This is a genomic window from Streptomyces sp. NRRL S-1813 (assembly GCF_000719605.1).
GTDB classification, from domain to species: domain Bacteria; phylum Actinomycetota; class Actinomycetes; order Streptomycetales; family Streptomycetaceae; genus Streptomyces; species Streptomyces decoyicus.
Map to the genome: position 1 here is coordinate 34,249 of NZ_JOHB01000028.1, position 12,359 is coordinate 46,607.

The window sequence follows — 12,359 nt, forward strand, 5'->3', positions numbered from 1 at the left end:
ACGCGGTCCGGGGCCCGGGGTCCGGGCTCCGCAATCAGGGCAGCCAGGTGTCGGGGACCGGGTGAGCGGTACGGCGCCGCGGCAGCGGTACGGAACATCGTCGTGCATCCGCGCGCCGCTGCGCGTGCGACAGGGGAGAGGCGCGTCATATCCGTCCCTGTCGCCTCCGTTCATGTCACATCCCGCCCAGCCGTCCCGTCCAAGGAGGTGATCAGCAACCACGACACAGGAGTGCAGCATGAACGCTCGGTTGGACCTCATGGCCGGCCCGGTCGCCGCCAAGACCATGAAGCACCTCATCGCCGCGGGCAAGGCGCTTGCGGACTCGACGCTGCCGTTCGCGACGCAGGAACTGGTGAAGCTCCGCGCCAGCCAGATCAACGGCTGCGCCGGCTGCGTCGACATGCACACCAAGGACGCCGCAGCCGCCGGGGAGACCGCGGTGCGTCTCCACCTGGTCGCGGCCTGGCGGGAGGCCACGGTGTTCACCGATGCCGAGCGCGCCGCCTTGGAGCTGACGGAGCAGGGCACCCGTATCGCCGACGCGGCCGGCGGCGTCACGGACGAGGCCTGGGCGCAGGCCGCCAAGCACTACGACGAGGAGCAGCTCGCCGCCCTGGTGTGCACCATCGCCGTCATCAACGCCTTCAACCGCGGGAACGTCATCATCCAGCAGCCCGCCGGGGACTACCAGCCCGGCCAGTTCGCCTGACGGGGAGCAGCCGGCCGGGGCCGCCGGTGCCCGCTGCCCTCGGCAGCAGCAAGCGCGGCCTCGGCACTGCCCGAGGCGTCCCCGCCGCCTGCGCCGTCCCGGGGCGATGTGATGCAGACACGTCAAAAATCATGAGGAGTCCGCCTTGCTCTCTTCAGGGGCGCGTGCCTCAATGGTCAGCGATTCAGGTCGCTGACCAACCGTCAGATCTGGACGGTGGTCCGGCACGGGGTCCGACCGCGGCCCCCGCGTGGCCGCCGGTCGTTCCCTCGCGTACCCCTCGACGGCCCGGTGCCATGAGCCTGCACCCCCCTCAAGAAGGCGGTACCCCCATGAGACACCTCAGATCAGGCACGCGCGGATTTGGTACGGCACTTGGCGTTGCGGTCGCCGTCGCGGGCACGCTCGCGATGGCACCGGCCGCGACCGCGGTGACCCCCGACACCGCCACCGTCTCGTTCGACTGCGGGAGTTTTGGTTCCGGAACGGCGACGCTGACCGCGACCCAGGACGGCACGGCCGCGACCATCAGCCTTTCCACGTCGGCGATCACCTCCCCGATAGACGTCGGAGCGAACTCGGTCAGCTCCACGCTCACCCTCACCAAGAACGGCTCCGGGACCACGGAGTTCAGCGGCAGCTCCAACCCGGCGATACCCGCCGGCAGCGAAGTCTCCACCGGTCCGCTCAACGGCACGGTCGCCGCGGGCGACAGCCTGGAGGCCACGTCCCTGAAGGTCGTGGTGTTCGGTATCACGGCCACCTGCAACGCCACCTCGCCGCAGTCCCCGGGACCGTTCGTCTTCTGATTCCGAAAAACCGCTTCCCGGGGACGGCTTCGGGAGCACGGCGGGGACCGGTGGACGAAGTCCTGCCGGTCCCCGCCGTCAGCGGGCGCGGCTCACAGCCGTTTCCCGCCGCTCTCCCCGCCGGCGCTTTCCCGGTCCGCCTGTGCCAGGTTCGAGTGGCGGTAGGAGTACGCGAGGTAAATGATCATGCCGACCAGGAACCACACCGCGAACCGCACCCAGGTCTGCCAGGCCAGGAACGTGATCAGCCAGATCGAGAAGCACACCCCGATGGCCGGGACCACCGGCATCCCCGGCGTACGGAACGTCCGCGGCAGATCGGGACGCTTGTAGCGGAGCACGATCACCGCGACGCAGACCACCGCGAAGGCGAGCAGGATGCCGATGTTGGTCAGTTCGGCGGCCTCGCCGATCGGCAGGAAGCCCGCGATGGCCGCGGAGGCGAAGCCGACGATCCAGGTCACCCGGGTCGGCACATGGTGTTTGGGGCTGGTCTTGGCGAACCACTTGGGCAGCAGACCGTCCCGGCTCATCGAGAACCACACCCGGGTCACACCGAGCATGAAGGTGAACATGACCGTCAGAATGCCGATGATCGCGCCGACCGCGATGACATCCGCCAGGCTGCCGAGGCCCACCGACTTGAACGCCGACGAGAAGCCGCTCTCCGGGTCGATGTCCTTGTAGTTCTGCATACCCGTCAGCACCAGGCAGGCCAGGACGTACAGCACCATCGAGACGGCCAGCGAGTACATGATCGCCTTCGGCATATGGCGCTGGGCGTCCTTGGACTCCTCGGCCGCGGTGCTCATCGCGTCATAGCCGAAGACGGCGAAGAAGACGGTGGCCGCGCCGGTGAAGGCGCCGCTCACCCCGAACGGGAAGAACGGGTGGTAGTTCGAGGTCTTGATGTGGAAGAAGCCGACCGCGATCACGATGATGACCACCAGGACCTTCAGGCCCACCACGATCGTCTCGAAACGTGCGGCGTTCTTGATGCCCAGCGTCAGCAGATAGGCGATCAGCAGACAGAGCACCGCGGCGAAGAGGTCCACCCGGTGCCCCGGGCCCGTTCCCGGTGCGCCGAGCATCCAGGCGGGCAGATCGACGCCCAGCTCGCTGAGCAGAAAGCCGAAGTAGCCGGAGATGCCGATCGCGACCACCGCCACGATCGCGGTGTACTCCAGCAGCAGGTCCCAGCCGATGAACCAGCCCGCCACCTCACCGAGGACGGCATAGCCGTAGGTGTAGGCCGAGCCCGCCTTCGGGATCAGCCCGGCGAATTCGGCGTACGAGAACGCTGCCGCGGCGCTCGCGATGCCCGCGACGAGGAAGGAGATCAGGACCGCGGGCCCGGCCTTCCCGTTCGCGACGGTGCCGGCCAGCGTGAAGATTCCCGCGCCGATGATGCCGCCGACGCCGATGGCCGTCAGCTGCCACAGACCGAGCGCCCGGGTGAGCTGTTCGCTCGCGGTGCCTTCCGCCTCTTGAATGTGTTCGATCGGTTTACGGCGCAATACGCCCTGTCCAGCGCGCAGCCCCATGCGTCATCCCTCCGTACGCTCCGTCGTGGTCCGACGGCGGATCATCATGGACCCTCAGGAGCGACTAAGGAAGGCGACTCCCTAGTAGTGCCGGGACTCGCCGGGATACGTACACGGGAGAGGTGTCAATCGGCGTCCTCAAGCCGGAATCCGACCTTCAGGCCGACTTGGTAGTGGTCGATTTCGCCGTCGACGATATGTCCGCGCACCTGGGTCATCTCGAACCAGTCGAGGTTGCGCAGGGTCTCGGAGGCGCGCTTGATGCCATTCCTGATCGCGGCGTCCACGCTCTGCTGGGACGTGCCGACGATCTCGGTCACGCGATACGTGCGGTCGGTCACGGTGGTCTCCCTCGTCGGGGCGGCGCTCCGCCCGTCCACTGTCCACCGTGCCTCAGGGCGGGCCACCCCACCAGCGGAGCGGCCCCGGCCCTTACGGGACGACGGTGACCGGCCAGCGCCCGGCCTTGACCAGGCGTACCGCGACCGAGCCCATGATGCGGTGCCCGGCCGACTCCGAGGCGCCGACCACCACCGCGTCGGCCTTGAGCTCGTCGGCCATCTGCACCATGCCGTTGTACGGGTCGCCACGCAGGGTGTGGAACTCCCAGCGCACGCTGTAGATCCCCTGAAGCCGCTCGGTCGCCTGGCGGATCTCCGCCATCAGCTCCTCGGCGACCTCGTTGGTCGCATCCGCGACCGGGGCGCCCATCGCCGCCCCGGCCGGCAGCACCGGCTGGACGTAGACCAGTACGAGCTTCGAGGACTGGCGCCTGGCCAGCCCTGCCGCGTACGAGGCGGCACGCCACGACGAGTCGGAGCCGTCGATGCCGACGACAATGACCTTCGGGCCGTCCGTTCCGCGCTCGAACTGCGCGGCTGCGTTCTCCTCCACACCAGGAGGTTATCCGTACATGCGTGCGGCCGGCTCCCCGGGCCGCACCACCGCGCCCCGCGGAGCCGTCCGGCCCGGTCAGGCGGGGGCCGGCGGCCAGCTGTCCGGCGACAGCACGCCCAGCACATACGCCCTGGCGACCAGCGCGGTACGGCCCTGCACCCGCCAGCGGCGGGCCAGCCGGGTGAGGTGGTAGTTCACCCCGTCGACCGTCAGCCCCAGCGCCGTACCGATCGACGCCGTGGTCGCGCCGCCCGCGGCCAGCGCCAGGATCCGGGCCTCCACGGGGCTCGCCGAGCCGCGCGGCGAGGGGGACGGGGCGCTCTCGCGGACCCGCAGCAGCGCCAGCAGGGCCGGTGGGTGCACCGAAGGGTCCCCCACCGGATCGATGGTCAGTTCCCCTTCCCGCTCCGTCCCGTCGGACGCGTCCCGCCAGCGCACCTCGACGGGATAGCGCGAACGGCGCCCCAGGCGCAGCGCCTCGGTGAGCCGGTCGAGCTGGGCCTTCGCGCGCGGCTCGAACAGGTCCAGCAGATTGCGGCCGCGCAGCTGTCCCGGGACCGTCCCCCACTGCGCGGCCATCGCCGGATTGGCGATCAGCACCTCGCCGTGCGCCCGGCACACCGCGATCGGTGTGGGGATACGGTCCAGCAGGATCAGGAAGTAGTTGCGCCACGGGCCGCCCGCGTACGGCCCGGCCGGGTCGATAGGTGCGCCCCCGCAGGACGGCTTGCCGTCGCCGTCCGTGTCCGGGGCCCCGTCGGCAGTCCCGTTGTCCATTGCCCCTTCTCCGGTCCGCGCGCAAGAGCGAGCAGCGAAAAACCACTGCACAATCATGCAGTTGTCCGGGCGTGACCCCCGCGTGGGGGCCCTCACGCTGGAGACATGACCGACACCATCGCGCTCCACAGCGACGAACGCGCCGCCGATGACGGCATTCCGGTGGCCGACCTCACGGAGGCCGGGCTCACCCACACGCCCATCCAGCAGTCCATGGATCTCGCCCGGATCCACGGCCCGGTCTTCAAGCGCAAGTTCGGCGACCGCGAAACGCTGTTCCTCTCCTCCCTGGACCTGGTCACCGAGGTCGCCGACGAGTCCCGCTTCGCCAAGGGCGTGTCGGTCGTCCTGGAGAACGTCAGAGAGTTCGCCGGTGACGGTCTGTTCACCGCCTACAACGACGAGCCGAACTGGGCCAAGGCACACGAGGTCCTGATGCCGGCCTTCGCGCTCGGCTCGATGCGCACCTACCACCCGGCGATGCTCAAGGTCGCCCGCCGGGTCATGGCCGCCTGGGACCGGCGGGTGGCCGACGGCACGCCCGTCCAGGTCGCCGAGGACATGACCCGGATGACCCTGGACACCATCGGGCTCGCCGGGTTCGGCTTCGACTTCGAGTCGTTCTCCCGCGGCGACACCCCGCACCCGTTCGTCGAGGCGATGGTGCGCTGCCTCGAATGGAGCATGACGAAGTTCTCCCGCGACCCCGACGCGGACCACTCCGCGGCGGACGCGGCCTTCCAGCGCGACGCCGACTACCTCGCGTCGGTCGTCGACGAGGTCATCGCCGCCCGGACGGAGAGCGGGGAGACCGGTGACGACGACCTGCTGGGGCTGATGCTCGGCGCCGGCGGCGAGGGGGACGACGGACCCGCCCTCGACCTCGCCAACATCCGCAACCAGGTCATCACGTTCCTGATCGCCGGCCACGAGACCACCTCGGGGGCGCTCTCCTTCGCCCTCTACCACCTGCTCAAGGACCCGCTCGCCCTGCGCATGGTCCAGCGCGAGGCGGACGAACTGTGGGGCGACCGGAGCGACCCCGACCCCTCGTTCGAGGACATCGGACGGCTGCCGTTCACCCGCCAGGTCCTCAACGAGGCGCTGCGGCTGTGGCCCACCGCCGCTGCCTTCAGCCGTCAGGCCCGCGAGGACACGCTGCTCGGCGGCCGCTACCCGGTCAAGGCCGGGGAACTGGTCACGGTGCTCACCCCGATGCTGCACCGCGACCCGGCCTGGGGCGACAACCCCGAGCTCTTCGACCCGTCGCGCTTCAGCCCGGAGGCCGAGGCGGCCCGTTCGCCGCATGCGTACAAGCCGTTCGGGACAGGTGAACGTGCCTGCATCGGGCGGCAGTTCGCGCTCCACGAGGCGACCATGCTGCTCGCCCTCCTGGTGCACCGCTACCGGCTGGTCGACGACTGCGACTACCGGCTGCGCATCAAGGAGACGCTGACCCTCAAGCCCGACGGGTTCACCTTCACCCTGGCCGCCCGTACGCCCGCCGACCGGGCCGCGGTCCGCGCCGCGCTGGCCGTGCTCCCCGGCAGCGACGCCGGCACGGTGGACGACACCGCGACCGATGACGGGCTGCCGACCCGCGTCCTCCAGGGCACCGGTCTGCTGCTGTTGCACGGCAGCAACTACGGCACCTGCCGCGAGTTCGCCGAGCGGCTCGCCGACGAGGCCACCGGCCTGGGCTTCGCCGCCGATGTGGCGCCACTGGACGCCTACGCCGGTGCGCTGCCCGCCGACCGGCCCGTGGTCATCGTCGCCGCCTCCTACAACGGCCGGCCCACCGATGACGCCGCCGCCTTCGTCGACTGGCTGAACACCGCGCAGGACGGCGCCGCCACCGGCCTCCCGTTCGCCGTCCTCGGCGTCGGCGACCGCAACTGGGCCGCCACCTACCAGCACATACCGACCCTGATCGACGACCGGCTCGACGCACTCGGCGCCCACCGGCTGCTGCCGCGCGCCGAGGCCGACGCCTCCGGCGACCTCAGCGGCACCGTCAAGGAGTTCACCGCGGCGCTGCGCACCCAGCTGCTCACGCACTACGGCGACCCGGAGAGCGTCGGCGCGAGCGCACCGGACGCCGAGGACACCGGCTACACCGTCACCGAGATCACCGGCGGCCCGCTGGACGCGCTCGCCGCCCGCCACGACCTCGTCCCGATGACCGTCACCGAGGCCTATGACCTCACCGCACAGGACTGGCCGCGGCCCAAGCGCTTCCTGCGCATCGCGCTGCCGGACGGCGTCGGCTACCGCACCGCCGACCATCTCGCGGTGCTGCCGGCCAACGCCCCGGCCGCCGTCGAGCGGGCCGCCCAGGCCCTCGGCGCCGACCTGGACACCGTCCTCGCGCTGCACTCCGGCCGCCGCGCGAGCCGCGACAGCCTGCCCGTCGACCGGCCCCTGACGGTGCGTGAACTGCTCACCCATCACCTGGAGTTGGGCATGCGCCCGACACCCGGGCAGGTCGCGCAGCTCGCCGCCCACAACCCCTGCCCGCCCGAGCGCCTCGCGCTGGAAAACCTCGCCGAGGACGATCCGCGCACCCTGATCGGCCTGATCGAGGCGCACCCGGCGCTGCGCGGCGCCCTGCCCTGGCCGACGGTCCTGGAGCTGCTGCCGCCGCTGCGCATCCGGCACTACTCCCTGTCGTCCTCACCCGCGGCCGACCCCCGGCACGCCGATCTGATGGTCTCGCTGCTGCCCGGTGGCACCGGCTCGGCCCATCTGCACGCGCTGCGGCCCGGCGACACCGTCCTGGCCCGCGTCCAGCCCTGCCGTGAGGCCTTCCGCCTCGATGCGGCCGATGACACCCCCGTCATCCTGATCGCTGCGGGCACCGGTCTCGCGCCGTTCCGCGGCGCCGTCGCCGACCGTCTCGCCGCGGGCCGGCGGGCCCCCGCCCGGCTCTACTTCGGCTGCGACGACCCCACCGCCGACTTCCTGCACGCCGCGGAGTTCGCCGCGGCCGAAGCCGCCGGCGTCATCTCCATGCGCCCCGTCTTCAGTGCGCGCCCCGAGAACGGCCACCGTTTCGTCCAGCACCGGATCGCCGCCGAGGCCGCCGAGGTGTGGGAGCTGCTCCAGGCCGGTGCGCGGGTGTATGTCTGCGGTGACGGCAGCCGGATGGCGCCCGGTGTACGGGCCGCCTTCCGTGAGCTGCACGGCGCGTGCACCGGCGCGTCGCCGCAGGAGTCCGAGGCCTGGCTGCGCGAACTGACCGCCTCCGGGCGCTACATCGAGGATGTGTACGCGGCGGGCTGATGCCCGGCCCGCTCCCGGCGGGCCGGATCTTCCGGCCCGCCGGGGCCGAGGCGGGGTGGTGCGGCCACCGGGGGCGCACCGTCCGCAGGCCACGACCGGGCCGGCGGCCCGACCCGGGGGCAACGGCACGACCAAGGCCCTGATCATCGCACCGCGGTGGGGCGGTGCGCCGAGCCGTGGCACCGTGCGCGTTACTCCCCGCCCTCGTGCTGTGCCGCCGCCCCCGGCAGATGGACGACCACCAGCGCGATCCCGGCCAGCGTGACGTTGCGGGTCGCCGCCTCCAGCCCGTTCCAGTCCTTGGACTGCCACATCGCGAACCACTCGCCGCCTATCGCGAGGAAGCCCGCGCCGAACAGCAGCAGCACCATCAGCAGCCCCACCGTGCTCACCTGCCGGGCACGGGCGAAGCTGCCGCGTCGTGCGCCGACGGCCCACAGCGCGGTGGCCGCGAGCAGCACCACCGAGGCCGCCGTCTCCCAGGCGATGATCGCCAGGTATGCGGCGTCCTGCACCGCGTGCGAGGTCAGGGCCCGCCACATCAGCTCCGGGTCCTTGAACGTGGTGTCCATGGCCAGGACATGGCGGACGAACTGCCGGTTGGTGTCGAAGTCGGTGATATTGCCGAAGGCGACGAGTGAGAGGTAGAGGGCGACCGTCCCGGTGAGTACGGTCGCCGCGAGCGTCAGTCCGGTGCGTGGTGCTCTGTCGGTACGGTGCTTGTCGGTCATGTGCCCTCCCCGGCCGGTCCCAGTGATCCGCCGTTCTCCTACCCGCCGTTGCCCCCGCACTCCCTCCTGTGTCGAACTCCCGTACGCTGCTGCCCGATCGACCGGGCGACCGACCGGTCGAAGCGGCCGTCCGAGCCGGTTGCCGGACGGCCGAAGACCTAGGGAAAGCGGGGCACATGAACGGGAAGCGGTGTGTGGGGACGGTCGCCGTCGCGGCGGCGGCAGTGATCGCGGTGAGCGGGCCGGCGGGCGCCGAGCCGGCCGGCACGACATACGGCACCAGCACGTCCGTGGGCGTTCACAACGCCTATGACAAGGAGAAGTACCGCTACTTCGCGGACGCCCTGGACTCCGGCGCCGCCCTGCTGGAACTCGATCTCTGGTCCAACGGGCTGGGCCGCTCCTGGCGGGTCTCGCACAGCAACCCGCTCGGGAACAACAGCAACTGCGAGGGTGCCGCGAACGCATCGGAACTGCGCACCAAGAAGCGGGACCAGGACTTCGCCGGCTGCCTGGCCGACATGAAGGCCTGGCACGACGCGCACCCCGGCCACCGTCCGATCCTGCTCAAGGTCGAGATGAAGGACGGCTTCAACGCCAAGGGCGGCCGCGGCCCCGCCGAGTTCGATGCGCTGGTGCGGCAGCAGCTGGGCGACGCGGTCTACGGCCCCGGGGACCTCACCGGCGGACATGCCACCGCCGACGAGGCGGTGCGGGCCGGCGGCTGGCCCTCGCGCGCCGACCTGGCCGGCAAGTTCCTGTTCGAGCTCATACCCGGCACGGTCGAGGAGAAGAACCCGTTCGACAAGCTGTGGACGGACGTGGAGTACGCCGGCCACCTCAAGGACCTCGCGGCGCAAGGAAAACTGGCGCAGTCGACGGCGTTCCCCGCCGTGCACGGCGCCGCTCCCGGCGACCCCCGTGAGCGCTACGCCGACCCGGCGCTGCGCCCCTGGTTCGTGGTCTTCGACGGTGACGCCGCGACCTATCTGAACGGCAGTATCGACACCTCCTGGTACGACTCCCGCCACTATCTGCTCATCATGACCGACGCGCACAACGTGCCGCCGGTCATCGACGGCACCCGCCCGACCGAGGCGGAGGCGCTGGCCCGGGTCGGCCAACTGGCCGCGGCGCATGCGAGCTTCGCCACCGCCGACTGGTATCCGCTGCCGTCGGTCCTCAGGACCGTGGTGCCGCGCGGGGCATGACACCGGACGCGGCGGCCCGGGAGCCGGGCTGTGCGGCCCCCGGGACCGGCTTCGTGATCGCCCGCCGGTAGAGCGCGGCAATGTCCTTGCCGAACCGGCTGCTGTACGAGACGAGGTCGTCACCGCCTCCTTCGAGACCGCCTATCACGCCGATCAGCGACCCGGTGCCGGTGGCCGGGTCGAGGTCGGTGAGCATCGGGCCGCCGCTCGTCCCGTTCGGGAACCCCGGGCAGGCGAAGCGGAGTTGGGTCGGGCTCTGGGCGTCCGCCGTGTGCCGGCAGCTGACCGGTGTGTCCTGGTCCTCGGGGTAGCCGGTCAGCTGTGCCGGGCGCCCGGCCGGCGCGTCGAACCGGATCCGTTCGGCCCCGGTGACGTCCTCTATACGGCCCCCCGCCCGCCCCGCCCGGCGCACCCGCAGGAACGCCACATCGTGATCGGGGTCCCGGTCGCTGATCCAGCGCGGATGGACCTGGATGCGGGTCGGCACCCACAGGCCGTACGGCGCGAACCCGTCGTGCAGGCCGGGCGCGAACACCAGCCGGGTACGGAAGCCGCCGTCGTGCACACAGTGCGCGGCCGTGACGACGAGGTCGCCCGCCGGGGCGTGCACCACGCTGGCCGTGCAGTGGTGGAACGGCTCACCGTCGTCGTCGGCGGGGGAGAAGAGCGCGCCGACCGCCGGAGAGGGCGCCGCCGGGGCCGCCTGCAACGGCCGGGACGCCGCCAGCGGGGCCGCCGTCCCGCCGCCGTACCGTGCCGTCACCGGCGGCCCCGGACGCTCCTGGTAGGGGCCGGCGAGCACCGCGGCGGCGGCCTGGTCGCCGTCGGCCCGGGTCGCGAGATAGGAGCCGGTGGCGGTGTCCCCTGCGGCCAGCAACGGATCGCGCGACGGGGACCCCAGCGCCAGCGCCGTGCTGCCCACGACCACGGTCAGCACCCCGAGCGCCAGGGTCGCCCGCAGCGGGACGCCGGCCCGGCCGCGACCCGTGCAGGTCGGCGCACCGGGGCCGAGGCAGTCCGCGGCCGAAGGTATCCCGGCGTCCTGGTCCGCCCCGGCGCCGTCCGCCGGCGCGGTCCCGCGTTCGCTCGTCGCCACCAGCCACCGCCTCCCCGCATCAGCCGGCGAAACCCCGTCGGATGCGGGGGCAACACCGGAACCAGACATTTCACCCAGTCTGATGCAGGGGTGCGCGCCGTGGTTCGGTCAGTTGGCGGATCATTCCGCACAGGCGTCGAAGATCACGGCACAAACCGCACCGGAACACCCGGCACACCCGCCATTCGAGGGGCCCGAGGGCCGGGCCGAGCGGAGCGGGCGGGCCGCGCCGCCGGAACGCGCTCCGCTGGGCCGGTCGGGTGAACCGCGCGGTGCCCCGTCGAGGCCGAACCCGGCCTTCCCCGGCGCGCCCTCCAGTGCGTGCCCGGTGGCTCCCGCTCAGGCCGTGAGCCGCACTCCCCGGCCCGCGAGGTGGTGCCGGATCAGCGTCTCGGCCAGGCCGAACTCGTTCGGGAAGTCCATCGGGACGATGCCCAGGCCCGTCCAGGCGCTCCCTTCCGATCCCGTCAGCAGATTCTTGACCTGCGGGTTGAGGCGGTCCGCGTTGGAGCGGGGCGGCAGCAGGGCCGCGGTGCTGACGTAGTTGACGAAGAGCTTGCCGGGCTGGGTCACGGCCTTGCGGAACTGGGCCTCGATCTTCGGGTACTTCCCGAACGGCTCCGCCATGTAGTCGTCCTGGATGTCGAACAGCTGCGGATCGGCGTAGCGGACGCCGCCCAGCCCGTCGGAGTCCGCCAGCAGGACCACCCTGCCGCGGGCCTGACCGAGCGTCGGCAGGCCGGCGTCGAGCCGGAACAGCGACCGGTAGCCCTTGTCGTCCAGGTAGAGGTCGAAGATCCGGCGGAACTCCTCGGCGCCGACCTCCGAGTACTCCTGCTTGACCCGCATCAGCACCGTCTCGGAGGGGTGGGCCGTCAGGAACGCCCGGCAGGCGTTGAGCACATCGCCGAACATCAGCTCCTGGTAGAAGGCGCCGTGATGAATGGCGAAGACATTGTCGATGGCCCGGCAGCGGACGTCCAGGAAGCGGACACCGCTGGTGAGTTGGGCATCGACGGAGGTGTTCTGGCAGGCGACCCAGGGCCCGCCCATCCGGGCGCCCGAGTCATGCGTGCCGGGGATCGTCAGCCGCTGGACGGGGGTGGCGTCGCCGAGCGCCGACATCCAGTCCTGTACGGACACGGCGGGCGCCCGGCGCTGGGCCGCCCCGGCCGTGAACTGCCCGCTGCCGACGCCCGCCAGCACCCCGGCGGCCGACAGCCCGGCCGCGCCCCGGAGGAAACCCCGCCGATCCAGTCCCAGCCCCATGCCGCTTCCCCTGTCCGTCGAGTCTGCGTGT

At 71.7% G+C, this 12,359-nt stretch carries 11 protein-coding genes; 4 read left to right on the forward strand and 7 right to left on the reverse strand.

What is annotated here, in order from left to right; all coding sequences use genetic code 11:
* Positions 1-238 precede the first annotated feature (238 nt).
* Positions 239-712 carry a carboxymuconolactone decarboxylase family protein gene (locus IF67_RS0129820; protein WP_030990899.1) on the forward strand — a complete coding sequence of 158 codons (474 nt, stop codon included), beginning with the start codon at positions 239-241 and terminating at the stop codon, positions 710-712.
* A gap of 332 nt (positions 713-1,044) precedes the next feature.
* A complete protein-coding gene (locus IF67_RS0129825) occupies positions 1,045-1,521 on the forward strand; it encodes a hypothetical protein (RefSeq protein WP_030990901.1) in 477 nt (158 codons plus the stop codon).
* 92 nt (positions 1,522-1,613) lie between these two features.
* Here IF67_RS0129825 and IF67_RS0129830 read toward each other — a convergent pair whose 3' ends face one another.
* From IF67_RS0129830 to IF67_RS0129845, 4 genes are all read right to left on the reverse strand, one after another.
* A complete protein-coding gene (locus IF67_RS0129830; RefSeq protein WP_030990902.1) occupies positions 1,614-3,065 on the reverse strand; it encodes an amino acid permease in 1,452 nt (483 codons plus the stop codon).
* Positions 3,066-3,190: 125 nt separating this feature from the next.
* Positions 3,191-3,406 (reverse strand): dodecin, encoded by a 216-nt coding sequence (locus IF67_RS0129835; protein ID WP_030990904.1) that lies wholly within the window; start codon positions 3,404-3,406, stop codon positions 3,191-3,193.
* A gap of 91 nt (positions 3,407-3,497) precedes the next feature.
* On the reverse strand, positions 3,498-3,959 hold the full coding sequence (locus IF67_RS0129840; RefSeq protein ID WP_030990907.1) for a universal stress protein: 462 nt from the start codon (positions 3,957-3,959) through the stop codon (positions 3,498-3,500).
* A gap of 78 nt (positions 3,960-4,037) precedes the next feature.
* Complete coding sequence (locus IF67_RS0129845) at positions 4,038-4,739, reverse strand: PAS domain-containing protein (protein WP_030990909.1); 702 nt, start codon at positions 4,737-4,739, stop codon at positions 4,038-4,040.
* Between the two features lie 105 nt (positions 4,740-4,844).
* On the opposite strand from IF67_RS0129845, the gene IF67_RS0129850 reads away from it, so the two are divergent.
* Positions 4,845-8,021: a bifunctional cytochrome P450/NADPH--P450 reductase gene (locus IF67_RS0129850; RefSeq protein WP_030990911.1), complete on the forward strand. Its 3,177-nt coding sequence runs from the start codon at positions 4,845-4,847 to the stop codon at positions 8,019-8,021.
* A gap of 191 nt (positions 8,022-8,212) precedes the next feature.
* On the opposite strand, the gene IF67_RS0129855 is transcribed toward IF67_RS0129850, so the two are convergent.
* The gene (locus tag IF67_RS0129855; protein WP_030990912.1) at positions 8,213-8,752 is read right to left on the reverse strand and encodes a DUF2165 domain-containing protein; all 540 of its coding nucleotides are present in this window, start codon (positions 8,750-8,752) and stop codon (positions 8,213-8,215) included.
* Positions 8,753-8,928: 176 nt separating this feature from the next.
* Between IF67_RS0129855 and IF67_RS0129860 the strand changes: the two genes are divergently transcribed.
* Entirely contained in the window at positions 8,929-9,963 is a 1,035-nt protein-coding gene (locus tag IF67_RS0129860) for a phosphatidylinositol-specific phospholipase C domain-containing protein (protein WP_030990913.1), read from the forward strand.
* Here IF67_RS0129860 and IF67_RS0129865 read toward each other — a convergent pair.
* Positions 9,935-11,059 carry a trypsin-like serine peptidase gene (locus IF67_RS0129865; protein ID WP_030990914.1) on the reverse strand — a complete coding sequence of 375 codons (1,125 nt, stop codon included), beginning with the start codon at positions 11,057-11,059 and terminating at the stop codon, positions 9,935-9,937. The genes IF67_RS0129860 and IF67_RS0129865 overlap by 29 nt on opposite strands.
* A gap of 339 nt (positions 11,060-11,398) precedes the next feature.
* Positions 11,399-12,328, reverse strand: coding sequence for a phosphatidylinositol-specific phospholipase C (locus tag IF67_RS0129870; protein ID WP_030990916.1), 930 nt, complete (start codon positions 12,326-12,328; stop codon positions 11,399-11,401).
* Positions 12,329-12,359: the final 31 nt, after the last annotated feature.